20 protein-coding genes and 1 tRNA gene are annotated in these 24,356 nt (G+C 63.0%); 12 read left to right on the forward strand and 9 right to left on the reverse strand.

Annotation, left to right across the window (positions count from 1 at the left end; all coding sequences use genetic code 11):
- The first annotated feature begins 181 nt into the window (after nucleotides 1–181).
- A complete protein-coding gene (locus tag AC4FWB_RS04995; protein ID WP_491024684.1) occupies nucleotides 182–1,180 on the forward strand; it encodes a LacI family DNA-binding transcriptional regulator in 999 nt (332 codons plus the stop codon).
- 62 nt (nucleotides 1,181–1,242) lie between these two features.
- On the opposite strand, the gene AC4FWB_RS05000 is transcribed toward AC4FWB_RS04995, so the two are convergent.
- Nucleotides 1,243–2,028, reverse strand: a complete 786-nt coding sequence (locus AC4FWB_RS05000; RefSeq protein ID WP_491024686.1) for a DUF1499 domain-containing protein — start codon at nucleotides 2,026–2,028, stop codon at nucleotides 1,243–1,245.
- A gap of 172 nt (nucleotides 2,029–2,200) precedes the next feature.
- Entirely contained in the window at nucleotides 2,201–3,829 is a 1,629-nt protein-coding gene (locus AC4FWB_RS05005) for a fatty-acid--CoA ligase (protein ID WP_491024688.1), read from the reverse strand.
- Between the two features lie 194 nt (nucleotides 3,830–4,023).
- Here AC4FWB_RS05005 and AC4FWB_RS05010 point away from each other — a divergent pair, with 194 nt between their 5' ends.
- Together AC4FWB_RS05010 and AC4FWB_RS05015 are read left to right on the forward strand one after the other, a co-directional pair.
- Nucleotides 4,024–4,380 (forward strand): hypothetical protein, encoded by a 357-nt coding sequence (locus AC4FWB_RS05010; RefSeq protein ID WP_491024689.1) that lies wholly within the window; start codon nucleotides 4,024–4,026, stop codon nucleotides 4,378–4,380.
- A gap of 112 nt (nucleotides 4,381–4,492) precedes the next feature.
- Nucleotides 4,493–4,882 (forward strand): DUF427 domain-containing protein, encoded by a 390-nt coding sequence (locus AC4FWB_RS05015; protein WP_491024690.1) that lies wholly within the window; start codon nucleotides 4,493–4,495, stop codon nucleotides 4,880–4,882.
- A 160-nt stretch (nucleotides 4,883–5,042) separates the two neighbouring features.
- Here the strand turns inward: AC4FWB_RS05015 and AC4FWB_RS05020 are convergent, their stop codons facing one another.
- The 3 genes from AC4FWB_RS05020 to ppdK form a co-directional block, all read right to left on the reverse strand.
- Nucleotides 5,043–5,783, reverse strand: coding sequence for a polysaccharide deacetylase family protein (locus AC4FWB_RS05020; protein ID WP_491024691.1), 741 nt, complete (start codon nucleotides 5,781–5,783; stop codon nucleotides 5,043–5,045).
- A gap of 152 nt (nucleotides 5,784–5,935) precedes the next feature.
- Nucleotides 5,936–7,039, reverse strand: a complete 1,104-nt coding sequence (locus tag AC4FWB_RS05025; RefSeq protein ID WP_491024692.1) for a glycosyltransferase family 9 protein — start codon at nucleotides 7,037–7,039, stop codon at nucleotides 5,936–5,938.
- A gap of 122 nt (nucleotides 7,040–7,161) precedes the next feature.
- A complete protein-coding gene (ppdK, locus tag AC4FWB_RS05030; RefSeq protein ID WP_491024693.1) occupies nucleotides 7,162–9,846 on the reverse strand; it encodes a pyruvate, phosphate dikinase in 2,685 nt (894 codons plus the stop codon).
- 219 nt (nucleotides 9,847–10,065) lie between these two features.
- On the opposite strand from ppdK, the gene AC4FWB_RS05035 reads away from it, so the two are divergent.
- Together AC4FWB_RS05035 and AC4FWB_RS05040 are read left to right on the forward strand one after the other, a co-directional pair.
- Nucleotides 10,066–10,410 carry a VOC family protein gene (locus AC4FWB_RS05035; RefSeq protein WP_491024694.1) on the forward strand — a complete coding sequence of 115 codons (345 nt, stop codon included), beginning with the start codon at nucleotides 10,066–10,068 and terminating at the stop codon, nucleotides 10,408–10,410.
- A 172-nt stretch (nucleotides 10,411–10,582) separates the two neighbouring features.
- A tRNA-Gln gene (locus AC4FWB_RS05040) sits at nucleotides 10,583–10,657 on the forward strand.
- A gap of 20 nt (nucleotides 10,658–10,677) precedes the next feature.
- On the opposite strand, the gene AC4FWB_RS05045 is transcribed toward AC4FWB_RS05040, so the two are convergent.
- Nucleotides 10,678–11,577, reverse strand: coding sequence for an NAD-dependent epimerase/dehydratase family protein (locus AC4FWB_RS05045; RefSeq protein ID WP_491024695.1), 900 nt, complete (start codon nucleotides 11,575–11,577; stop codon nucleotides 10,678–10,680).
- A gap of 115 nt (nucleotides 11,578–11,692) precedes the next feature.
- On the opposite strand from AC4FWB_RS05045, the gene AC4FWB_RS05050 reads away from it, so the two are divergent.
- Nucleotides 11,693–12,517 (forward strand): helix-turn-helix domain-containing protein, encoded by an 825-nt coding sequence (locus AC4FWB_RS05050; RefSeq protein ID WP_491024696.1) that lies wholly within the window; start codon nucleotides 11,693–11,695, stop codon nucleotides 12,515–12,517.
- A gap of 23 nt (nucleotides 12,518–12,540) precedes the next feature.
- Here AC4FWB_RS05050 and AC4FWB_RS05055 read toward each other — a convergent pair whose 3' ends face one another.
- Nucleotides 12,541–13,335 (reverse strand): undecaprenyl-diphosphate phosphatase, encoded by a 795-nt coding sequence (locus tag AC4FWB_RS05055; RefSeq protein WP_491024697.1) that lies wholly within the window; start codon nucleotides 13,333–13,335, stop codon nucleotides 12,541–12,543.
- Nucleotides 13,336–13,632: 297 nt separating this feature from the next.
- The gene (locus tag AC4FWB_RS05060) at nucleotides 13,633–15,156 is read right to left on the reverse strand and encodes an LssY C-terminal domain-containing protein (RefSeq protein ID WP_491024698.1); all 1,524 of its coding nucleotides are present in this window, start codon (nucleotides 15,154–15,156) and stop codon (nucleotides 13,633–13,635) included.
- A gap of 202 nt (nucleotides 15,157–15,358) precedes the next feature.
- Here AC4FWB_RS05060 and AC4FWB_RS05065 point away from each other — a divergent pair, with 202 nt between their 5' ends.
- From AC4FWB_RS05065 to AC4FWB_RS05090, 6 genes are all read left to right on the forward strand, one after another.
- A complete protein-coding gene (locus AC4FWB_RS05065) occupies nucleotides 15,359–15,913 on the forward strand; it encodes a DedA family protein (protein WP_491024699.1) in 555 nt (184 codons plus the stop codon).
- 19 nt (nucleotides 15,914–15,932) lie between these two features.
- A complete protein-coding gene (locus AC4FWB_RS05070; protein WP_491024700.1) occupies nucleotides 15,933–17,156 on the forward strand; it encodes a glycosyltransferase in 1,224 nt (407 codons plus the stop codon).
- The gene (locus tag AC4FWB_RS05075) at nucleotides 17,113–17,883 is read left to right on the forward strand and encodes a glycosyltransferase family 2 protein (protein WP_491024701.1); all 771 of its coding nucleotides are present in this window, start codon (nucleotides 17,113–17,115) and stop codon (nucleotides 17,881–17,883) included. The genes AC4FWB_RS05070 and AC4FWB_RS05075 overlap by 44 nt, the downstream gene beginning before the upstream one ends.
- A gap of 89 nt (nucleotides 17,884–17,972) precedes the next feature.
- Nucleotides 17,973–18,713, forward strand: a complete 741-nt coding sequence (locus tag AC4FWB_RS05080; RefSeq protein ID WP_491024853.1) for a phosphatase PAP2-related protein — start codon at nucleotides 17,973–17,975, stop codon at nucleotides 18,711–18,713.
- Nucleotides 18,706–19,413 carry a response regulator gene (locus AC4FWB_RS05085; RefSeq protein ID WP_491024702.1) on the forward strand — a complete coding sequence of 236 codons (708 nt, stop codon included), beginning with the start codon at nucleotides 18,706–18,708 and terminating at the stop codon, nucleotides 19,411–19,413. Before AC4FWB_RS05080 ends, AC4FWB_RS05085 begins: the two co-directional genes overlap by 8 nt.
- A complete protein-coding gene (locus AC4FWB_RS05090) occupies nucleotides 19,410–20,735 on the forward strand; it encodes an ATP-binding protein (protein WP_491024703.1) in 1,326 nt (441 codons plus the stop codon). The genes AC4FWB_RS05085 and AC4FWB_RS05090 overlap by 4 nt, the downstream gene beginning before the upstream one ends.
- A gap of 110 nt (nucleotides 20,736–20,845) precedes the next feature.
- Here AC4FWB_RS05090 and smc read toward each other — a convergent pair whose 3' ends face one another.
- Entirely contained in the window at nucleotides 20,846–24,304 is a 3,459-nt protein-coding gene (smc, locus tag AC4FWB_RS05095; RefSeq protein ID WP_491024704.1) for a chromosome segregation protein SMC, read from the reverse strand.
- Nucleotides 24,305–24,356: the final 52 nt, after the last annotated feature.

Below are 24,356 nucleotides of genomic sequence, written 5' to 3' on the forward strand. Positions count from 1 at the left end.
CGTTTTTTGAAATCGTAACGTTACGATTGCCATAAAACGACCGAAAGTCAAGCTTACTGTAGAGGGATAGGAGGCCTGGATTTGACCGTCGGGTCGAATCCGGTAACGTTACGACGCTCAGCAAAATCAGCCGCGAGTTTGCAAATTCCAGCCGGCGATTTCGCGAACGAAGTCGGGCAACATGGCCAATCTGAAAGAAATCGCGGCGGAACTTTCGCTCTCGGTAACCACGGTCTCGCGCGCCCTAAAGGATGGGCCGGAGGTGCATCCCTCGACCGTGGCGCGCGTCAAGGAGGTGGCGGAGCGGGTCGGCTATGTACCCAATCATCACGGCTTCGCGCTAAAGACCGGACGAACCCTGACGCTCACGGCAGTGCTGCCGATGGAAACGCCCGACTACCTGTCCGATCTGGCGAAGCTTCCGTTGATCGAAGGCATGACTCTGGCGGCGCGGCGATTGGGTTATAGCCTGTCCATCTATTCCACCACATCCGACGACGATCCGGTCGAAAGCGTGCGGCACTTGCTTCAGGCGCGCAGCGCTGACGGCCTGATCATCACGCGAATGGTCTCGAGCGATCCGCGGGTCCGGTTGCTGCTGGATCAGGCCATACCTTTCGTCGCGTTCGGAAGGACCGATCTGGATGTCGCCTATCCCTATGTCGATATCGACAACGAGCAGATCGCCCACGACGCGACGATGCGGCTTATGAGCAAAGGTTGTCGGCGCATCGCGCTGCAGCTTCTCGTGCCGAATGATCAGGCGAGCGCCATGCGTCTTGCCGGCTACGAAAAGGCGATGACCGAGGCCGGGATATCGATCGACCAATCGCTGATCGGTCAGGGCACGTTCACCGTGGAATCGAGCGCAGCCTGGTTCGAGCACCTGCTGGCGTCGTCAGATCCGCCGACGGGCCTGGCATGCGCCAACGAACTGGGCCTTCTGGGAGCGCTGCACGCGCTCGCCGGGCGAGGTCTGGTGCCGGGTCGCGACATCCACATCATGACCCGCGACAGCACGCGCCTGACGCGCTTCCTGCCGGCAAAGGTCGGAGTTCATTCCGTGGACATGGCGGACGTGGGGCGCAAACTCATCGAGGTTCTAGAGAACCGGATCGCCAATCCGCTCGGGCCGATCACTGGTGTCCTGCTGGAAGGCAGATTCGAACCGGCCGAATAATCTGCCTGAGACTCGAGCCGCGTTTCCGCGGCGCGCCGCAATATCGATCAACGCGCAGGATTTCACTCAGCCGGCGCCGCGCCGACCTGGCCGGCGACCTCCTGGTCGAGCTCGCCGAGAAAATCGGTGATGCGGGCGGCATTGTCGCCGAGGTCGTAGCGGCCGTAGCGCGAAGCCGAGCGCATGTCGACGATGACCTGCTCGCCGTCGTCGGTGACGCGGATGGCGACGTCGGCCGGCAGCCCGAGCACGAAACCCCGGGCGACCGCGTTGATCGTCGCCTCGCTCTGCCCGCTGATGTCGGGATAGGGTGCGGTCAGCTGCCAGTCGCGCCGGTCGAGCACGGTCTCGACCGCATCGACCACGGTTTCGAAAGGCAGATTGTAGCTGCGCCCGGTGACCAGCGGATAGGCTTCCGCCTGCAAGGCCTGCTCGCCGGGGGTCGGCGGCGACAGCGCGTTCATGTCGCCTGTGCGGTCGCCGGTGTCCAGCACCGGCAAGTCGTCGAGGTCGGTCGAGATATCGCGCAGCGGCGGATAGATTGTCGCCCAGTAGGCGGCGATGCCGAAAGGGGCAAGCACCAGCAGCGCCAGCAGCGCGCCGATGCTGAGATCGCGGCCGCCGCGATCGCCGAAACTCCACAACCTCGACAAGGCAAGCCCGGCGAGCAGCAGGGCAAGCGCCGCAAGCAGCGCGACGAGCGCCAGCACCCACAGGAAAGGCGGCGTATCGACAAGGTCGAGCCGGTAGCCGGCAAGAACGGTCAGCAAAAGCACGAGCGAGAATGCCCCGATCCGCCGCGACCAGCCTGCCGCCTTCGACGTCTGCCGTTCAGGAATTGTAGCCATCATCTGCCGCATACGCCAACCCGCGCCGAGCTTTAGCGCAGTTCAGCGTCTCGTGGAACCGCTGAACTTCGCTAACTGTTTGATTTTGCGCAATTCCGGACGGAAAGCCGCTCTGCACTTTTCCTGGGATTGCTCTAGAGGTTTCCGGCCCGGGCTTGAAGCCGATCGATCCTCAATCCGTCGGCAGCCGATACTCCCTGAATTGCTGGCGCAAGGTGGCCTTCTGGATCTTGCCGGTGGCGGTGTGGGGAATTTCGCCGACGAAGGCGACGTCGTCGGGCATCCACCATTTGGCCACCTTGCCGCTCATGAAGGTCAGGATGTCGCTCTTGCTCGGCTCCTTACCCGGCTTGCGCACGACGACCAGCAGCGGCCGCTCGCCCCATTTGGAATGCGGCACGCCGATGGCTGCCGCCTCCGCCACATCGGGATGGCCGACGGCGAGGTTCTCGAGATCGATGGTGGAGATCCATTCGCCGCCCGATTTGATGACATCCTTGGCGCGGTCGGTGATCTGCATGTAGCCGTTGGCGTCGATATGGGCGACGTCGCCGGTGTCGAACCAGCCGTCGGCATCGAACTGCTCGGCGCCAACGCCGCCATAGTAGGCGCGCGCGATCGCCGGCCCGCGCACCTTGAGGCGCCCGAAGGTCTTGCCGTCCCAGGGCAGCGCATTGTCATCGTCGTCGGTCACCTTCATTTCGACGCCGAAGGGAGGGTGGCCCTGCTTGCCCTGGATATCGAGCCGGGCATCGCCCGTCAGCCCTTCATATTCCGGCTTCATGGTGCACAGCGTGCCGAGCGGCGACATTTCGGTCATGCCCCAGGCATGCACGACCTGAACCTCGTATTTGTCCTGGAATTTTTCAGTGATGGCGCGCGGGCAGGACGAGCCGCCGATGACGACCTTGTTGAGACAAGGCAATTTCTTGCCTGTCTCCTCGAGATATTGCAGCAGCATCATCCAGACCGTCGGCACCGCCGCGCTGAAGGTGACCTTTTCGGTGTCGAGCAGTTCGTAGATCGAGGCGCCGTCCATCTTGCAGCCGGGCATGACGAGCTTGGCGCCGATCATCGGCGCGGTCTGGCCGAGGCCCCAGGCATTTGCATGAAACATCGGCACCACCGGCAGGACGACGTCACGCGTCGAAACACCCATGGCATCGGGCATGGCGGCGATCATGGCGTGCAGCACGTTCGAGCGGTGGCTGTAAAGAACGCCTTTCGGGTCGCCGGTCGTGCCCGAGGTGTAGCACATGCCGGCGGCGGTGTTCTCGTCGAAGCTCTTCCAGGCGAAGACGCCGTCGGCCTCGGCCAACCATTCCTCATAGGCGACAGCATTCGGCAAGGAGGTTTGCGGCATATGCGCCCGATCGGTCAGCACGATCACCTTTTTCAGGGATTTTACCTGGCCGGTGATCTTTTCCAGCAGCGGCACGAAGGTCAGGTCGACGAAGATCGCCCTGTCCTCGGCGTCGTTCATGATCCAGGCGATCTGCTCAGGAAAGAGCCGCGGGTTGAGCGTGTGGTAGATCGCGCCGATGCCCATGATGCCGTACCAGGCCTCGATATGGCGGGCGGTGTTCCAGGCAAGCGTGGCGATGCGGTCGCCGAGCCCGAAGCCGTCGTGCTCCAGCCGCTGCGCCACCTTGAGCGCCCGATGACGGATGTCGGCAAAGGTCGTGCGCACGATCGGGCCTTCGATCGAACGTGATACGATTTCGCGCCCGCCGTGCTGGCGTTCGGCGTGATCGATCAGCTTGTGGCAGAGCAGCGGCCATTCCTGCATCAGTCCGAGCATCTCTGTTCCTCCCCTTTTTGCGCTTTCGCGTCATTGTTTCACGCATTGTGGAATGATCCGGCGGATTGTCCAGCCGCTATAAGTCCAAGGCGGTGAATGGATCGAACGAACCGTGAAACCCGCCATAATCCGGCCATCGTCGGCGTTAAGCTTCATTAATGGGCTGGGTGAGATTGGCGAATGGAGAGGTTCGCATGGATGCGCAGCTCGACGACAAAGCCCTCGAAAGCACGCTTGCCGAAAGTCTGGACAATCTGACGCCGGACTCCAAAACCGTTTCCGACGATGAATTTGCCGAAGTCGTCGGCGGCGCGTTGGAGGCTGTCGGCGGAACGCTGCTGTTCAAGATGTGCGTCGACAATGACGGCGAGGGCCAGCACGTTGCTGCCGCCTGCGTCGGCGACGGCGGCAGCCGCCAGTTCCTGCTGCTGACGCTGCCGACCTCGGGCGGCACGCTGAAGGTCGAGACAGCAGCGAGAAGCACCAATCCGGTCGCCGGCATCGCCGCTGCCTATGCAGGGCTCATGGACGCGTTCAAGGCCGCCGCCTGACTGTCGGCATCGGTTAGAACATTATTTCGTCCGGGGCGCGATTTCGCGCCATGGCTCGGTCTTGCGCGAGGCGCTCATCCGCCACACCTTATGGTGGAGAAGGAGAACCGTCATGGACAAGCGTGCCAACCGCGCCCCCGGCTTTCAACGCAATCCCGACAAGGTGATAACGATCGAACCTTACCGCGGCGCCGTCACGGTGCGCGCCGGCGACACCGTCATCGCCAGGTCGACCAAGGCCAGGCTGTTGTCGGAACCGCCCTACCCGGCGGTTTTCTACATTCCCTTCGACGACATCGATTTCACCAAGCTCGCCAGGACCGAGCATTCGACCCATTGCCCCTACAAGGGCGATGCGAGCTACTGGAGCGTCCTGCCGGCCGGCGAAAGCGGCAAGGACGCGATGTGGGCCTATGAGCAGCCCTTCGACGAAATGACCGAAATCCGCGATCACGGCGCGTTCTACACGAGCAAGGTCACGATCGAAGCCACGCCAAGCTGATCGACAGCTAGGCGGGGAACCGTCCCGCCAAAGTCGTCATTCCAGGGCGAAGCAGGAGCGAAGCTCCTTGCTCCGCCATAGGATGACGAAGTGATGGGCGCGCCTCGGCCAATCTCCGAGTTTTGCTGAGTGCTGCGATTCCCGGCCCCGCGCCGACGAACTAGTCGGTGGTGCCGTCGTTGCCCACGTCCTCGGCATCGTCCAGGCGAACGAAGGTCATGCCCTTCTGCTTCAGGGCAAGCAGACCCTGGACAACGCCCTCGCCCGCGGCATGGGTCGGCTGGTTGATGTGGGCGATGATGACGTCGCCATCCTTGGCGGCGGCGATGCGCCGGGCGGTTTCCCTGGCGCCGAGCAGCGAGCCGCCGTCGCCGTTGACGGAGAAGCCGGCGATCTTGAAGCCCAGCTTGCGGATCATCGCGATCGCCGACGGGCTGTATTCGGCGGTGGCGCCGCGAAACCATTTCGACGCCGGGCCGCCGGCGCTGGCGAGCGCTGCGGCGCCGGACTCGACCTCGGCCTGGACGGCATCGGGGCTGCCGGCGCTGCTGATGCCGTAGATCTTGCGCGGCGTGTCGACCGCCGGGATATGGCGGCCGCCGTGGTTTTCCAGTTCGAACAGGTCCGGATGCGCCCGCATGATCTCGACGGCGGCGGCGTTGCGCCTCAGCCAGATGCCGGTGACGAAGATGGTCGCAGGAATCCTGTTCTCGACCAGCGCCGAAAGAATGCGTGTATCGGTCTTCCCGCCACAGGCGTCCAGCGTGAGGGCTACGCGCCCGCCGCCGCCCTGCGGCTTCAGATGCAGTGTCGGCTCGACCAACGTCGCGGCGTTGCCGGCCGAGGCCAGCGCGACCGACAAGACGAACGCGCAAACAGATTTTTGAAGCAGACCCGTCATTCTTTCCAAGCTCGACATGCCCTGCCGTTCGACGCAAGCTGGCGTCAACAAGACCCGCATCTAGGCGAAAATCGGGACGGCCCGCATCCGAAAAGCAACCAACGCGACAATTTGCGTGGACCGGTTGTTTTCATGCATGTCGCTGCGATGCATCAGACCGCCTGCTCGAGCGCCATCTCGGTCCGCGCCAGAAGTTCCCGCACCGCGTCGACGACGGTATCCACGTCCAGGCGCCAGACACAGCATGCCTTGCTCGGATCGGTCCGGCGGCACAGCTCGCCGCCGACGCAATCGCAAGGCATCGACGGCCGCAACGAGATGCTGGGAACGCCGACAGGTCCCCACTGAACCGGGTCGGTCAGGCCGAACAGGCCGACGACGGCAGTACCGGCCGCCGCCGCCATATGCATCGGACCGCTCTCATTGCCGACGAACAGCCTGGCCTCCTTGAACAGCGCCAGCAGCGTTTCGAGCGGAAGCGCGCCGACCAGATTGACGACCTGCGTTTTCGCGGCCGCCATGATCTTGTCCGTCGCCTCGTTTTCGTCGGGGCCGCCGACCAGAACGACATCCAGACCGGTTTCCGTCGATATCCGGTCGATCGCGGCGGCAAAGCGCTCGGGCTGCCAGCGGCGCCCGGGGAAGCTTGCTCCGGCATGCACCGCGGCGAAGCCATGGGGCCGCAGACGATATTTGCCCAGCAAAGCGAGGACCCGCGTCGTTTCGAGGGGCAGCGGGCGGATGGTTGGCGCCCTGACCCGCAGGTCCACGCCAAGCGCCTCGAGCGGCGACAGATAACGGTGGAGATAGTGCCGCTCGCCGAAAGCGAAGGGCCTCATCCTGACATTGGCAGGCTGGCGTTCATACCAGCGCATGCGCCGTTCCGTCGGGTGGTAACCCAGCCGAACCGGAGCATCGACCAGGCCGGAAAGGATCCGCGAGGTTTTCGAGTCCGTTATGTCGATGGCCATGTCGAAGCGCTGTTGCCGCAATTCGCGCGCCATCTGAAGCAACTCGCGCCCGCGCTGCAGCGGCGTGCCGCGCATCATGGCACGGCGGAAGGTGACGACTTCGGCCGCGATGCCGTGCGCGGTTAGGAAACCGGCGAAGCGGGCCTCGCTGAGGAAGACGATCCTGACGCCTGGGTATTCGAGCTGCAGGTTCTTGGCCAATGCCGAGGCAAGCACGATGTCGCCGACGAACTTGGTCTGCAGGATCAGGATCGACCGGAAAGAGGTGGGGGAAATCTGCAACATCTGTTTCTGGCACCGAGCAATTCGGAACCAGAAACTGCTTGGAAACGATGTCGGGATTCGGAACCTTCACGCGCACGTTCGCGTGAGTTTCCATACAAAATCGTAAGGTGGCGGCGCGCCTGTCAGGCGCGCTTTGCCTTTCCCTTCTCAGCCTGCACGGCCGCCTGTGCGGCGGCGAGCCGCGCGATCGGCACCCGGTAGGGCGAGCACGACACATAGTCGAGGCCGACCTCCTCGCAAAAGCGGATCGATGCCGGGTCGCCGCCATGTTCGCCGCAGATGCCGAGCTTGATCCCGGGCCGCGTCGCCTTGCCCTTTTCCGCCGCGATCCGCACCAGCTCGCCGACGCCGTCGACATCGAGCGACACGAACGGATCCTGTTCGATGATACCCTTCTGCCGGTAGGTTTCCAGGAAGGAGGCCGCGTCGTCGCGCGAGATGCCAAAGGTCGTCTGCGTCAGGTCATTGGTGCCGAAGGAGAAGAATTCCGCCGCCTCGGCAATGATATGAGCGCGGATCGCCGCGCGAGGGAGCTCAATCATCGTACCTGTGAGATAGTCGATCTTGGTGCCGGTCTCCTGCATGACACTTTGCGCGACCGCATCGATGCGCGCCTTGACGTATTGCAGTTCCTTCACCAGGCCGACCAGCGGCACCATGATTTCGGGCACGACAAGCGCGCCGGCCTTGCGGCCGGCCTCGACGGCCGCCTCGAAAATGGCGCGCGCCTGCATCTCGGCGATCTCCGGATAGGAGACCGCGAGCCGGCAGCCGCGATGCCCGAGCATCGGGTTGAACTCATGCAGCGCCTCGGTGCGCTGCCTGAGTTTGTCGGCCGAAACATTCATGGCGGCGGCGACCTCGGCCAACTCAGCCTCGGTCTTGGGCAGGAACTCATGCAGCGGCGGGTCGAGCAGGCGGATCGTCACCGGCAGGCCGGCCATGATCTCGAACAGTTCGAGGAAATCCGAGCGCTGCATCGGCAAGAGTTTGTCGAGCGCCGAGCGCCGGTCCTTCTCGGTGTCGGCCAGGATCATCTCGCGCATGGCGACGATGCGGTCGCCCTCGAAGAACATGTGCTCGGTGCGACAAAGGCCGATGCCTTCGGCGCCGAAGGAGCGCGCCATGCGCGCGTCGAGCGGCGTTTCGGCGTTGGTGCGCACCTTCATGCGCCGCGCCGCGTCGGCCCATTCCATGATGGCGGCGAAGTCGCCCGACAGTTCCGGCTGCAGCATGGCGACCGCGCCCTTCAGCACCTGGCCGTTGCCGCCGTCGATGGTGATGATGTCGCCCTTGCGGAAGGTCTGGCCCATCGAGATCAGCGTGCCGGCCTTGTAGTCGACGCGCAGCGAGCCAGCGCCCGACACGCAGGGCTTGCCCATGCCGCGCGCGACTACCGCCGCATGGCTGGTCATGCCGCCGCGCGTGGTGAGGATGCCTTCCGCCGCATGCATGCCGTGAATGTCCTCTGGACTGGTCTCGATGCGCACAAGGATGACTTTACGCCCTTGCGCCTTGGCGTCTTCGGCATCGCCGGAGGAGAAGACGATCTCGCCGGTTGCGGCCCCCGGCGATGCCGGCAAGCCCATGCCTATGACATCACGCGCGGCCTTCGGATCGATGGTCGGGTGCAGCAGCTGGTCGAGCGAGGCGGGATCGATGCGGGCGACCGCCTCCTCTTTGGTGATCAGTCCGTCCTTGGCCATCTCGACGGCAATCTTCAGCGCCGCCTTGGCGGTGCGCTTGCCGGACCGGGTCTGCAGCATCCACAATTTGCCGCGCTCGATGGTGAATTCGAGGTCCTGCATGTCGCGGTAGTGCTTTTCCAGCCGGTCGGAGATGTCGACGAAAGCCTGGAAGGCGTCCGGCATCAGCTTCTGCAGCGACGGCTTGTCGGAGCCGGCGTTGATGCGCGCCACCTCGGTGATGTTCTGCGGCGTGCGGATGCCCGCCACCACGTCCTCGCCCTGCGCGTTGACGAGGAATTCACCGTAGAGCTGCTTCTCGCCGGTCGAGGGATTGCGGGTGAAGGCGACACCGGTGGCGGAGGTATCGCCCATATTGCCGAACACCATGGCCTGGACATTGACCGCGGTGCCCCAGCTTTCCGGGATATCGTGCAGGCGACGGTAAGTGATGGCGCGATTGTTCATCCAGCTCGAGAACACCGCGCCGATCGCGCCCCAGAGCTGCTCGCGCGGGTCCTGCGGGAACGGCTTGCCTAGCTCTTCCTCGACCTTGGCCTTGTAGAGCGCGATCACGTCCTGCCATTCGATGGCCGAAAGTTCGGTGTCGAGCTCATGGCCGAGGCTCGCCTTCCGGTCCTCGAGGATTTCCTCGAAAACCTCATGGTCGAGGCCCATGACGACATCGGAATACATCTGGATGAAGCGGCGGTAACTGTCATAGGCAAAGCGGGCATCGCCAGAGTCGCTCGCCAGCGCCTCGACGGTGTCGTCGTTGAGGCCGAGATTGAGCACGGTGTCCATCATGCCGGGCATCGAGGCGCGGGCGCCGGAGCGCACCGAGACCAGGAGCAGCTTGGACGGGTCGCCGAAACGACGGTCGGTGAGGCTGCCGATATGGTCGAGCGCCGACAGGACATCCGCCTCGAGTGCCGCCGGATAGCTGCGGCCATTAGCGTAATAGGCGTTGCAGACTTCGGTGGTGATGGTGAAGCCCGGCGGCACCGGCAGGCCGAGGCTGCACATCTCGGCCAGGTTCGCGCCTTTGCCGCCGAGAAGGTTGCGGTCGCCGGCACGGCCTTCGGCGGCGCCGTCGCCGAAGGTATAAACCCACTTGGTCATGCTCGCCCTCCAGGTCCTTGGAAGATAGACAACACCCGGACCAAGGCCCGGTTCCCCGCCCTTCCGATCCGAGCGATAGGATGCTGCAGTGCGAAAGGCAAGGTGTCGGCAAAGCAAGCGCCGCCGCTACAATCGATTAAGCAAAAGCTGCGTCAAAAAGACTTGCCGGTATCGGCGTCGCGATATAGAACATAACAAGAACGAAGTGGAGTAGCGCGGATGAAACTCAATGGGAAACTCGACTATCTGGAGCTGCCGGCCACCGGCGGCACGCTGGATAGCGTCAAATCCTTCTACAGCGCGGCGTTTTCCTGGTCGTTCACCGACTACGGGCCAACCTATTCCGCTTTTGCCGAAGGGCTCGACGGCGGCTTCCAGGCCGATGCCGGCGAAGCGTCCGCCAGACCGCTGCCCGTGCTCTACTCCGAAAACCTGGAGGAGACGCTTGAAGCGATCGAGAATGCCGGCGGCGCGATCGTCAAGCCGATCTTTTCCTTCCCCGGCGGCAGGCGGTTCCATTTCACCGACCCGGCCGGCAACGAGCTCGCCGTCTGGGGCGAGTAGCCCGCGAACCGGCCGCTGCCGGGTTTATCTTGCCTTTGGATTCCGCGAAAACGCGGCAATTCGAGGAGCGTCAGACGTGCGGCAAGATTACCTTGGATGCTGGCGGTCCAACCATTGAGCTTTCCACCGGCTCGTCCTATAAGGCCGCGCGCAGCGGGCACGGCCCGCCTGCTGGGGCGTCGCCAAGTGGTAAGGCATCGGTTTTTGGTACCGACATTCCCAGGTTCGAATCCTGGCGCCCCAGCCAAATTTCCTTGAAGGCCGCGTTCAATCTTTCCGCAAGGTATCGGCTACCATCATATCGAGGCTGCTTGCCGAGACACCGAGCAGGTGCTCGGTGTCGGAAGCATCGATGATGCAAGGCTGTCGGTAAAGGTAGGTCATTTCCGGCAGCTCCCGCATGACCTTGTCTTCGCGTCCCAGCGCTTCCAGATCTTCTGCGCTGAGCGCTAGCAATTCGGGGTTGGGCGCGCCGGCAATTTCGGCAAAGCGGCCCGCCAGGTTGCGCACCGAGGCGTGTTGCGACGGCACAAGAAAAGCGCGCCCCCATTCGCCCCGATAGCGTGAGGCGGCGACCAGGGTTCGAGCCACATCCTTGGTGAAGGTCCATGCGTGCAGGGCATCGAGATCGCCCGATACCATGGCAGGCCCGCCGGCGAGCAGTGATGGAAGCGTCATCAGCGTGAACAGGGAACCGGCGCCCTCGCCGAGGTAATCGCTGGCGCGGACCTCAAGCGCCGGAACATTTGCGGAGAGCGCTCGCTCCCACATGGCAGTCCTGACGCGGCCCTTCACGCTTGTCGGAGCCAGCGGAGCGGTGGACGTCAAAGGAGACTTTGCCCCGCCGCCATAGCCATAGACGTTGCCGAGCACAATCAGGCGCGCCTGCAGCTTTTCCGCCGCCTCGGCCACGCCATCCATGATCGGCGGGAAATCCGTCGGCCATCTTGTGTAGAGCGGCATGGCGCACATGAAGATCGCTTCTGCGCCGACGCCCGCGCGAGCGAGACCGTCTGCGTCGCGCGCATCGAGCGCCACGCCGACAACGGCTCCGCCCGGCGCCGTCCCGCTTCGGCTGACCAGCCGGACCTCGTGACCGTCGGCAGCAAGAAGACGCGCCGTCTCACGGCCGACCGGGCCGGCGCCGACCACAACAAACACAGACATTCGAAGCCTCATTCGATGATGAACATGGAGAGGCAATCTCTGTTCGCATGCCGTTGAAAGTCGCGCAGGAAGCGCCGATCTTTGAGCACGTTCTGCCTCAAATTCGGAGTGCCCCATGCATGGCTTCACAGCGCCGATCTGGCCATCGGTAGGTGTCAGCATCTCGCCAAGGCAAGACGCGGCCGGGCCGATCCTGCTGTCGCCTGTCGAGGACCATCGCATTGTCGTACACGCCAGCCAGGCGACCTGGTCCATCTGCACGATGACGGGAACGCGTCATCTCCGGCAGGTGGGCGACATCGACCTTGTCCCTGCCGGCGAAGAGGGCGGCTATGAGGCAGAGACAGCCTGCGAGGCGCTGGAGATCCGGCTTTCGCCGCATGTCCTGGAACGCGCGGCGCTCGAAATGGGGCGCGGCCGGCGATCACGGCTCGAAATGCGCCACGTCCTCAAAAACGAGCGCATCGTCCACCTCGCGCGGGCGCTGGAGAGCGAGAGGCTGGCGGGCGCGCCCGGCGGCTCGCTCTATGCCGATACAGTCGGCGTCGCGCTGGCCACGCAATTGGTGGGATTGACGGAAATCGCGACGAGCTCCGGAAGAGGTCTTTCGGAAGCCCAGTTGCGGCGTCTGTACGATTTCGTCGAGGCCCATATCGACCAGCCTTTGACGATCGAGGTGCTGGCCCGTGTGGCTGGCGCGAGCAGCTCCCATCTGCGCTACCGGTTCAAGCAGTCCACGGGCATGACCGTCCACCGCTATGTGGTGCGCCGGCGCGTCGAGCGCGCACAGCTCCTTCTCTCACAGGGCAGGATGAGCGCTGCCGAAGTGGCGCTCGCCGCGGGCTTCTCGCACCAGTCGCACATGGCGCGCTGGATGCGCCGTGAGCTGGGCTGGACACCGCGGGCGTGGACAATGGAACCCGCTGGCATAGACCTATGAACGCGATGACATCGGCTCCCTGATCAAGAGACCCAGCCAAGGGCCGCCGCTCCCAACAGTGCCATGCCGAATATGATGCGGTAAATTGCGAACGCAGTGAACCGGTGGGATTGGATATAGCCGAGGAGCCATTTGACAGCGATGAAGGCTGTGACGGTGGAGACGACAAACGCGATGCCAAGAGCGGACCAATCCTCATGCCCGCCTCCCCGCTTGAATTCGCTGTAGAGCTGGTAGGCGCTGGCTGCATACATGGTCGGAATGCCAACGAGAAAGGCAAATTCTGTTGCGGCGGCGCGATTGCTGGTGCCAGCCAGCATCGCGGCAAAGATGCTCGCGGCCGAACGCGAGGTGCCGGGGAAGATGCCGGCAACGATCTGGGCCAATCCGACCACAATGGCGACGGTCCAGCTTACTTCGGTGCGGTCGCGCTGCCGCGCCGCAATCCACTCCGCAGCGATTATCCAGAGGCCGCCGATGATCAACGCCCAGGCAATCGGCGTCAAATTGTCCGACAGGGCAAAGCCGAGTTTCTTGGCGATGAACCCGAGAACGGCGGTAATCAGGAAAGCAGCAATAAGCTTACCGGCATATGCTCGGTTTTCTGGCTGTCGCCAGCCGACAACCAGCGACACGAGGCGCGGCCAGTAGATGATCGTGACGGCCAAAATCGCACCCGCCTGGATGACAATGTTGAAGGTATCCGAACGTTCTCCAAGCCAGTGCTCGGCGACGAGAAGGTGACCGGTGCTGGAGATCGGCAGAAACTCGGTGATCCCCTCGATGACGCCAAGGACGATTGCGTTGATGTAATCCAAAGCGGTCTCCGGTGCGGGTCGACATCGAGGAGACGTTTATGAGCGACCGGATCTGTTTTTGATAGGCAGAAAAGCGTCCCCAGTTCGGACTTTACAAAACTTTACCTAGATACCGAAAGCCGGAAACAGCCGCTGCGTAACCTTAGAGGCGCGAACGGCGGCGGCGCCAAGCAGGGGTTTGTGCGTATTGCGATGGACGGTGAAACCGTCGAAGCGATACCTCCCTTGCGTTATCGGATACGGGCGGTGTTTTGGCCGCTGTTCTCCTCGGTTCTCGTGTTGGCCGTCTGGTGGCGGCTAACTCTCCCGGCACTTCAGAAAGACGACAATCGCCTTGCCATCGGTAAAAAATGGATTGCCTATTTCATTTTTGCCCGTCATCGGCTCAGTAACGACCGCCTCATCGATCTTCCCGACGCATTTCGACCCAAGGAGGACGGCGCGCAATGCATCCCGTTCTTTGTCTATGTCCGGGTCCACCTGATGGATCAGCAGACCCCTTCCGCTTTTAGTCTTGGCTTCTCTGTCGAAATGAACGGTGCCGAGCCAAACTGAATCACCAGAAACCCGAAAGTCAGTGTCCCACAAATGAAGGTGGTGTCGCTCTCGTGGCGAGCCGCCTAGATCCACACGTTGGAATCCCCGTTGATTGGGTTGTCCCCGCCAGAACGTCGGAAGCCCAGGTGCGCGTGGAGATGGCTGGTTGCGTAACTCCGCGACAAGCAAGCGCCAGCCGCTTCCGATCGAAATCATGTCGGTCGGTTCCCATCCCACTTCGGCAAAGGCTCTCGCCAGGTCAGCCTCGCTTCCTACCAGAATGACGTTGATTGGCTCCATCGGCTTGCCGGTTAAGTCTTCGCTGAAGCGCGGAGCCAAGGCGAACATCGCCGCCGTGAAGTCTTTTTCGGGTAGGTCGATCGCCGCGTTCCTGGGCGGGCTTTGTTCAACAAACGGGTGCGTGTAGTTGAATGCGCTTACAATACCTGCCCAGGCTATAAAGAGAGCTGCCGCCGCTGGTCCGGACCATCCACCTATGGGTCGCGAAACGGTGCCGGCGGCAGATGCTCTCGCAACGCTGAAAAAGGTGATCGTCAGAGTGAGCCAGGCCGCGCCGAGGCCCAAACTCGCTATCACGTCAGATGTCCAATGGACCCCTAGATAAATCCGCGAAAGGCCGATGGCCAGCACGGTGGCTACCGTTACCACTGCAATTGCGGCCTTCGCTTTCCAGGTATCCACCCAATCGAGCGCGAACCACCCGACTAAGCCGTAAAAACATATCGCCACGAAGGCGTGACCGCTCGGAAAGCTCGAGCCATGAGCCGGGATCAATGCATTGATGAGATTAGGGCGGGGGCGGGCAAAGCCCGCCTTTCCCAATTGTACGAGTATCTCACCGCCGCCGATCGAGATGAGCAGCGCCAGGATCCAAAGCCATCGGCGCGAGAGCGCAAGATAGAGCACCAACAAGCTGGCGCCTGCGGTGACGACCTGCCAGTTCCCCAAATAGGTCAGGAAGAGCATGACCCTGGTCAAGCCGGGCGTGCGATACATTTGAACCAGGGATAGCAGACGCAAATCGGCGAGAACGACAGCTTCCTTGGCGATCAAATCCTGAACAACCGAGAGGAAAAACAACAGGAAGGCGGACGCCAGCGCTGCGCCAACGGTCAACCGCAGCCCAAACGGCTCGGAACGGTTAAATCGCTTGGCAAGCCAGCCCCAAAAGCTGGGGTGCGACGCGATATAGCGCTGAAGTTCCGGATTTCGCTGGATTGCCTTCAGGATGGACTCAACCGGCGATTTCGCTAAGCGCCACATCCAGCCGTCACTCCCTATCCGTTCATTGGAACAGCACAGTGTTGGCTGCGAACAGCTTTTGGTACAGACTTTACAAAACTTTACTTTGACACCGGAATCCAGAAACAGCCATGGCGTAGCCTGAGAACGTAGCGCGAACGCCGCGGGCGACGTCCGCGGACGCTGTCGGAGCCCGCGCCCAAGGTGGCGGTGGTCTCGGGCAATGGTCTTCAGCACAAGCGAAATCCTCGGCCTCCTGTCAGTCCATCCGTATGCGGTTCTTATGCCGCTCGCGATCGCTGAAGGGCCGCTTGTGACCATCGCCTGCGGGGTCTTGGTAGCTGCCGGTCAACTCGAATTCTGGTCTGTGCTGGCGATCGTCGTGGCGGGCGATTTGCTAGGGGATTCGGCTCTCTACGCGCTTGGGCGATGGGGTGGAACTCGAATGGTTACAAGGTGGGCGAGCCAGGGCTCGCTCACGCGAGCGGCCGCCCTTCAGGAGCAGTTTCTCCACAAGGCCGACCGGGTTCTCGTGGCTGGCAAGCTCACGCACGCGGTTGGCGCACCCGTCTTGATTGCTGCGGGCATCGCCCGGATGACGTTTGGGCGATTCTTAACAGTCAATTTTCTAGCCACTCTTCCCAAATCGCTTGCTCTCCTTTGTGTCGGTTACGCGTTCCACTCTGGATATACTGCCATCGGTCAGAGCATGACCTATTACTACATTGTTTTGCTGATCGCGGGTGTGATCGCGCTTTATTTTCTCCTGTCCAAATAGCAAGCGACAAGACAACGCCATGCGCATCGCCATCTTTTCTGACAATTTCTATCCCGAGATCGGCGGGATTCAGGACTCGATTGAGGCTTTGGCGAAAGCGCTCGGACAACGGGGGCATGTTGTCGACTTCTACGTGCCGCGCTACGGCCATCGGGAATTCGAACGCATCAACGCAGTTCCGGTTGAGTTGAATCTAGGCCCCAACATCAGCATCCATCGCTTGCACTCGCTGCCATTTCCAACCTCGACAAAGCAATCGCGGGCGGTCTTTCCAACGCCGGCTTCGTGGTTGCATCTGCCGATCGCGTCACGGCCCGACGTCATCCACTCCCAGAGTTTCTTTGGTGTAGGACTGAACGCTCTTCTGGCTGGCAGAAGGCTGGGAATTCCGATTGCCGGAACAAATCATACGGCCATCAGGGCGTTTGGTTCGTATCTGCCGTTCGGGATGGATGCCGCGGCTGCCTATGTTCTTTGGTATTACAATCGCTGCAGTTTTGTTACCGCGCCATCGCGATCCGTTTTCAACGAGCTGGGTCAGGACAGGCTCCGCCGCCCGCTTGAGGTCGTTTCCAACCCCATCGCAACGGAGGTTTTCCGACCTGTCTCCCCAGCACTGAAGTGCAGGCTCAAAACAGAGCTGCGCCTCCCGGGCCCTACGATCGTTTATGCTGGCAGGCTCGGTTCAGAGAAGAATATCGATCCTATTCTCCACGCGCTTGCTTTGCTGAAGCAGCGAATACCGTCTGCCGAACTCGTCGTTGCCGGCCATGGCAGTCAGGAGCGTCACCTTCGCGCCCTCGCACAACAGCTTAGCCTCGAACCAAGCGTGCGCTTCGTTGGGACGCTGCCGAAATCAAGCCTCGCGGAACTGTTCCAGGCGTCCGATGCCTTTGTGACCATGAGTACGTCCGAGACGCAAGGGATGGCCATGCTTCAGGCTATGGCGTGCGGCATCCCTGTGATCGGCGCGAATGCGAGGGCTCTTCCGGAATATATCGGAATTGACCGCGGCTTCCTGGTGGAAGCGTCCGATGCCGCAGCGTTGTCGGATCGTCTTGCGGATTTGCTCAGCAATCCGGAACTGCAGTCACAGCTCGGCTTCGGTGGCGCTTCCTACGTGAAGCAATTCGCAACTGAGCGGATCGCGGACCAATGGGAGCATCACTATCAACTCTTGATCGATCGGAAACCAAGCGATGAAAGACGGTATCAAGATCAGCTTTGTCGTACCGGCCTATAACGAAGAAGCATATCTCCCACGAACACTGGAAGCCATCATCGCTGAGATCAAGCGATCGCTGTGCACCGCCGAAGTCATTGTCGTGAACAACGCGAGCACGGACCAGACGCGGCGCACGGCCGAAACGTATCCTGGCGTCGTCGTCATCGATGAACCCGTCAAAGGTCTCGTTCGCGCTCGATCCGCGGGCTATCATGTCGCAACAGGCGATCTGATCGCCAATGTCGACGCCGATACGATCATTACGGAGGGATGGATAGACAAGGTCCTGCGAGCATTTGCGGCCAATCCACAACTCGTCGCCACGAGCGGACCTCTCATCTACTATGATCTGCCGAAGCCCACACGTGCGCTTGTACGCGCGTTCTATTGCGGAGGGTATATCTGTTATCTTCTCAACCGCTACGTTCTTCGCGTCGGGTCGATGATGCAAGGAGGTAACTTTGTCGCCAGGCGCGACGCCTTGGTGCGGATCGGTGGCTTCAATCCGCACTTTGCATTTTATGGCGAAGACACCGAGCTGGCGCGCCGTCTCTCCAAAGTTGGGGACGTCGATTTCACATTTTCGCTGCCGGCGCTATCCTCCGGACGGCGGCTGGTTGGCGAAGGCGTGGCACGCATCGGGCTGCGCTACGCGATGAACTTTTTCTGGGCGACCTTCCTGAAAAAGCCGTTCACCGAAACCTGGCTCGACTTTCGAGACCATCCACAAAAGCCCGCTCCATGACAAGCGTCCAACCTTATCCAGACGCCAAGCTTGCCCCCCCGCTCGGTAGGCGCCTTCTATACGATATCGGTGTCAGCACAGCCTTGCTGGTGCTGAGCATCGTTTCGAATTTCTACGCCGGAAACTTTGCGACCGAGAGTATCAGCAATCCTGTAACGGACATCATTCTGGACAACGTCCCGGTCGTTAACGTTGATTTCGTCTTCGTCGAGGGTCCGCTTCTCCTGTGGCTGTTCGTCAGCGTCCTTCTCATTGTGTGGCCTGAGCGCATTCCGTTTGTGTTCAAAGGCCTGGCTCTATTCATTCTCGTGAGATCGGGATTCATCATCCTGACCCATTTGGGCCCCTTTCCAACCAGGAGCAAGTTCGACCTGAACGGACTTATGCAGTCGTTCACATTTGGCGGCGATTTCTTTTTCTCAGGCCACACAGGTTCACCATTCCTTCTCGCCTTGATGTTCTGGAAGGAGCCGAGGCTGCGGTTGACCTTCTTGGCAGCGACAGCGCTCTTCGGCGCGGCCGTGCTTCTTGGCCATCTCCACTACTCAATCGACGTCTTCGCGGCGTTCTTCATCAGCTATGGAATCCATGACCTCGCTAGGTTCCTCTTTCGGCGTGAGCGAGACCTTTTCGACAGTGCCCTTGGCGCGACGCATTGGCTATCTTGGCGAAGCTTGGCGCCGCGCCCTCGCTCAATTTCGGAACCAGGTGTGGAATGCGCCGCCACGCGAACCGAGCGGCGACCGTATGAGCACAACCCGGCTATCCCAGGATACGAGTCGTCACAGCAGCCCAGGGATTTATTTGGAGCGCCAGGCGGCCATGTCTGATCTCGTACTGCTGATCGAAGATGACCGTAGGCTTGCTGGAATGGTCTCAGACTTTCTGCGCCAGACGGGTTTTGCTGTCGAACATTCGCCAACTGGAGAGGAGGGCCTCGTTCGCCTCGCGCGAGGAGGTGTGTCGGCGATCGTTCTCGATCTGATGCTTCCGGGCATCGACGGATTGGAAGTCTGCAGACGGGTCCGTATGAGCTCCGATGTTGCGATCCTCATGCTCACCGCGCGGGGTGACGAGACGGACCGCGTGGTGGGTCTGGAACTCGGAGCGGATGACTACCTTCCGAAACCCTTCAGTCCTCGTGAACTGGTTGCCCGCTTACGCGCCATTCTCCGGCGGCGCAACGCGGGCCCGAAACACCAGGACCTCTTGTGCTTCGGCCCGCTTGAAATCGACCCTGAGGCGCGACAACTCCGCTTGGACGGCGTTGAGCAAAGCCTCACCAGCTTTCAATTCGATCTGCTGGTTGCTCTCGCCCGGCACGCCGGCCGCGTCCTGTCGCGTGATCAAATCATGGATCTGGTCAAGGGCGAGCCGTTCGAGCCGTTCGACCGCAGCATTGATGTCCACATCTCCCGCATCCGCGCTGCGATCGAGAGAGACCCCCGCCGGCCAAGACAAATCCTTACCATTCGAGGGGTGGGGTATCTCTTCGCCCGCCACCATGACCGCCCGGAGAAGGTTGAATGAGGCGCCTTTATCAACACATCTACGCCGCCCTACTGCTGAGCCTTTGCGTATTCGCCGTGCTCGTCGGAGTGCTGTGGCGTTACGTTCTGGGCGAGATTCAGCCCGGAAGCCGGGTCGGGATCAGTACCGCATTGGCCGAAGTCGCATTGTCGGCCGACACCGCCACGCCCTCGGCTCTCACCGCCACGCTCCTTCAACTCCAGCTGCGGCTTGAAGGCTCCGATATAGCTGTTTTTTCGCCGGACGGCGTGTCCGTCGCTTCGGTGGGCGCACCGCTTCCACCGCCGGGGCGCCCAACGAGTGAGGGCTTTACGGAACGGCCCACACTCGACGGGTGGGTTTGGACACTCGCACTCCCGGACGGGCGCGTGCTCGTCATCCGCCGTCCCGTCGACTATGATGAGCCGATCCCTCATGTCTTCCTGCTACTCGGGGCCACACTCGTAGCTGTTGGGATAGGCGCTTACCCCGTGACTCGCCGCCTGACACGACGGCTGGAAGGACTTAAGAAGGCGGTCGACGGCGTCGGGGCGGGAGACCTGTCGCGGCGTGTGGAGGCTACCGGCAAGGACGAAGTCGCGGCGCTCGCTGGCAGTTTTAACCAGATGGCGGAGCGAATCGCGGAGTTGCTCTCCGCCCACAAAACACTTCTCGCCAACGCATCGCATGAGTTGCGCTCTCCACTTGCGCGCTTGCGAATGGGTGTTGAGATGCTGCAACCACATGCGGACAAAAGGCTGCAGCAGGAGTTCGAAAGCAACATTGCGGAACTGGATAGTCTTGTCGGTGAGATTCTACTGGCCAGCCGTCTTGAAACGCTCGAATTGGCAACTGACCTGCACCCGGTCGATCTGTTGGCAATCACCGCCGAGGAGTGCGCGGCGAACGGTGCTTCCCTCGAAGGGGAACCAGTCACGGTCCTCGGCGAGCCACGGCTTCTGCGTCGGCTTGTCCGCAATCTCCTCGACAATGCCCATCGTTATGGTGGCGGCAACGCGATAGAGGTGTGGTTGACGCGCAGCCAGAGCGATGCCGTCACGCTATCGGTGTGCGACCGAGGTCCGGGTGTCGCCCCGGAAGAGCGCGAGCGGATTTTCGAGCCATTTTATCGCCCGGTAGGGACACGCGAACGGGAAGGCGGCGTTGGCCTTGGACTGGCTCTTGTCAGGCAGATTGCGAAGCGCCACAACGGCGATGTCCGCTGCGTTTCCAGGCCTGGCGGCGGCACCTGCTTCGATGTCGAACTCAGCGAATGGAGCCGCCAAGGGAAGCTGATGGGCAGATCCACCCCGGCACGCGAGGAAGTCTCGCATGAACTTTAGTTGGCTTAGGATCGATCTGACCAAAGCTCAAGTCCGGGGCAGCGATGCCGCACAATTCGGCAACAACCTTCCGCTGTCCGGGACAATCGCCTCACCAGCGCCGAGCCGCCTCAGCTCGCCTCGCGCATCGCTTCGGCCGCCTGCAGGTCGACCGAGACCAGCTGGCTGACGCCCTGCTCGGCCATGGTGACGCCGAACAGCCGGTCCATGCGCGCCATGGTGATCGGGTTGTGGGTAATGATGACGAAGCGCGTCTCGGTGGTCTTCGACATCTCGTCCATCAGGTTGCAGAAGCGCTCGACATTGTGGTCGTCGAGCGGCGCGTCGACCTCGTCGAGCACGCAGATCGGCGCCGGATTGGTGAGGAACACGGCAAAGATCAGCGACATGGCGGTCAGCGCCTGCTCGCCGCCGGAAAGCAGCGTCATGGTCTGCGGCTTCTTGCCCGGCGGGCGGGCGAGGATTTCGAGCCCGGCCTCCAGCGGATCTTCCGACTCGATCAACTGCAGCTCGGCCGTGCCGCCGCCGAACAGATGCGAGAACAGCCGCTGGAAATGGCCGTTCACCACCTCGAAGGCCGAAAGCAGCCGCTCGCGGCCTTCGCGGTTGAGGCTCTGGATCGCCTGGCGCAGCTTGCGGATCGCCTCGATGATGTCCTCGCGTTCGGAAACAATGGTCTCCAGGCGCTCGGACAGCTCCCGCTGCTCTTCCTCGGCGCGCAGATTGACGGCGCCGAGCCGCTCGCGTTCGATCTTCAGCCGGTCGAGCTGGCGCTCGATCTCGGCCATGTCAGGCATCGGATCGTCGACTTCGAGCCCGGTATGCTTGATGACGAGATGCGGCGGTGTGTTCAGCGCTTCCTGGATGCGCGCCTCGACCTCGGCGCGCCGCTCGTCGGCCGCCGTCAGCCGCTCCTCGGCGCGGACGCGGGTTTCGCGCGCTTCGGCAAGCGACTGGATGGCGGCGGTCGCCGCCTTGTCGAGCTCAGCCTGCTTGGTCTCGGCCTCCTGCAGCCGGTCGCCCGCAGCCTGGCGCAGCGCCTCGGCCTCGGAGAGCTGCGTCAGCAGCGCGCGACGCTTGGCGTCGATCTCGTCAGGCGCGTCGGCCAGCCTCTCGCGCTCGGCTTCGGCTTCGGCCTTGCGCTCGCCGAGGGCGGCGATCTGCGTCGAGGCATTCTCGGCGCGCTCCAGCCAGTTCTTGCGCTCGGCGCCGATCGCGTCGAGCCGGCGTATGCGCGCCTCGGCCTCGCGCCGCAGGCCCTCATGCACGGCGCGCGCGTCGGCGAGCGTGGCGCGGTCGCGCGCGACATTGGCGGACGCCTGTTCGAGCTGGAGCTGCAGGTCGCCGAGATCGGGTGCGTCCTTGAGCATCGCCTCGGCCTCGAGGAAAGCGGCTTGCGTTTCCTCATGGCTGTCGACGATCCGGGCGCGGGCTTCGTCCAGGGCAGCGCGCCGGCTTGCCAGCTCGCCGCCGGCCTTCTCCGCCTCGGCCAGCGCGTTGCGCGCGGCGTCCAGCCCATGCTGGGCATCGCGGCCGGACTGACGCGCGTTGCGCTCGGCCTCGCTCGCCTGGCGCATCGCCTGCTCGGCCCGCGCCAATGCTTCTTCTGCTTCGCGCACGACGCGGGTTGCCTGCACCGCCTCGGCGTCGAGCTCGGCCAGGCGGTTCTTCTGCGCCAGCCGCTGCGCGGCGGCGGTCGGCGCGTCGGCGCTGGCCGTGAGGCCGTCCCAGCGCCAGAGCGCGCCGTCGCGGCTGACCAGCCGCTGGCCAGGTGCCAACAACGCTTGAAGCCGGCGGCCGTCGGCGGCATCGACGATGCCGATCTGCGCCAGGCGGCGCGCAAGCTGCGCCGGCGCGCGCACCACGCTCGCAAGGCTCTTCACGCCTTCTGGCAGCGCCGCATCGCCGGGGTGCACTGCGCTTTCGCCCCAATGCACCGGAGCGCTGCGGTCGAGCGGCACGTCGAGGTCCTCGCCCAGCGCCGCACCGAGCGCGGTCTCATAACCGCGCTCGACGCTGATTTGCTCCAGCACCGAAGGGAAGAGGTCGCCGCTCGCAGCGTTGAGGATCTTGGCCAGCGTGCGCGCTTCGGTTTCGATGCGCTGCAATTCCGCCTTGGCGTCCTGCAGTGGCGGGCGAGCGGCGCTTTCGGAGGCGCGCGCCTCGGCGACTGCTTGCTCGGCGGCAATGGCACCGGCTTCGCTCTCCTCCAGCCGGGCCAGCGCATCCTCGACCAGAAGCCGTTTCTCCGCCGGATCGGGCAGGCCGGAAATGCGCGCGACGATATCGGAGAGTTCGCGATCGACCTCGGCAAGCTGGCGGGCGAAGCGGTCGCGGCGCTCGGCGGTTTCGCGCAGCGTGCGCTCGATCTGGTGGCGCGAGGCGGCGGCTTCAGCGCGTTCGGCGGTCAGCGCGGCAAGTTTTGCCTCGCTTTGCGACAGCGTCGCGCCGGCCTGCTCGAAGGCGGCGCGGGTGGTGGCCTCGCGCTCGGCGGCGCCGGCGTTTTCCGAGTTGAGCTCGGCTTCTTCATTGCGGAGACGCTCGAGGATGTCGGCGTTGTCGCGCACCATCCGCTCCTCGCGGGCGATGTCGGCGTCGAGCTGCTGCAAGCGGCGTTCCAGCTCCGCCTGGCGCGAGCGGATGCGGCCGGCTTCCTCCTCGATCTGCGTCTTGGCGATCGACAGGCGCTGAAAAGCGGCGGCCGCGGCGGCTTCCGCGTCGCGCAGGTCGGGCAGACGGTGCGCGGCGATGCCTTGCTCCCTGGCGGCGGCCATCTGGGCAGCGGCGCGATCACCGACCAGCGTGGTCGCGACGGCCAGCGCCGAGCGCGCCTCGCCTTCCTGGGTCTTGGCCAGCGTCCAGCGCAGGTGCAGCAGCGTCGCCTCGGCCTTGCGGATGTCGGCCGACAGGTTCTTGAACCGTGAGGCCTGTCTCGCCTGGCGCTTCAGGCTGTCGATCTGGCTTTCCAGCTCGCCGACGACGTCGTCCAGCCGTTCGAGGTTCTGTTCGGCCGCCTTGAGCCGGAGTTCGGCTTCATGGCGGCGCGTGTGCAGGCCGGAAATGCCGGCGGCTTCTTCGAGAAGGGCGCGGCGGGCCTGCGGTTTCGCCTGGATCAGCTCGCCGATGCGGCCCTGGCCGACCATCGAGGGCGAGCGCGCGCCGGTCGACTGGTCGGCGAAGAGAAGCTGCACGTCCTTGGCGCGGGCTTCCTTGCCGTTGATGCGATAGAGGGAGCCCGCCTCGCGCTCGATGCGGCGCGACACCTGCAATTCATCGGCATCGTTGAAGGCGGCGGGCGCGGTGCGGTCGGTATTGTCGAGGAAGAGCGTGACTTCAGCGGTGTTGCGCGCCGGCCGAGCTCCGGAGCCGGAAAAGATCACGTCGTCCATGCCGGACGCGCGCATGTTCTTGTAGGAGCTTTCGCCCATCACCCAGCGCAGCGCCTCGACAAGGTTCGACTTGCCGCAGCCGTTCGGCCCGACAATGCCGGTCAACCCGCGTTCGATGACGAACTCACCGGGCTCGACGAAGGACTTGAAACCGAGGAGGCGAAGGCGCGAAAACTTCATTCGCGCCGCCCAATACAGGCGAGCGCGCCGAAACTAGGCCGCTTCGGCGCGG

The organism is Mesorhizobium sp. LEGMi-168a (genome assembly GCF_058312955.1).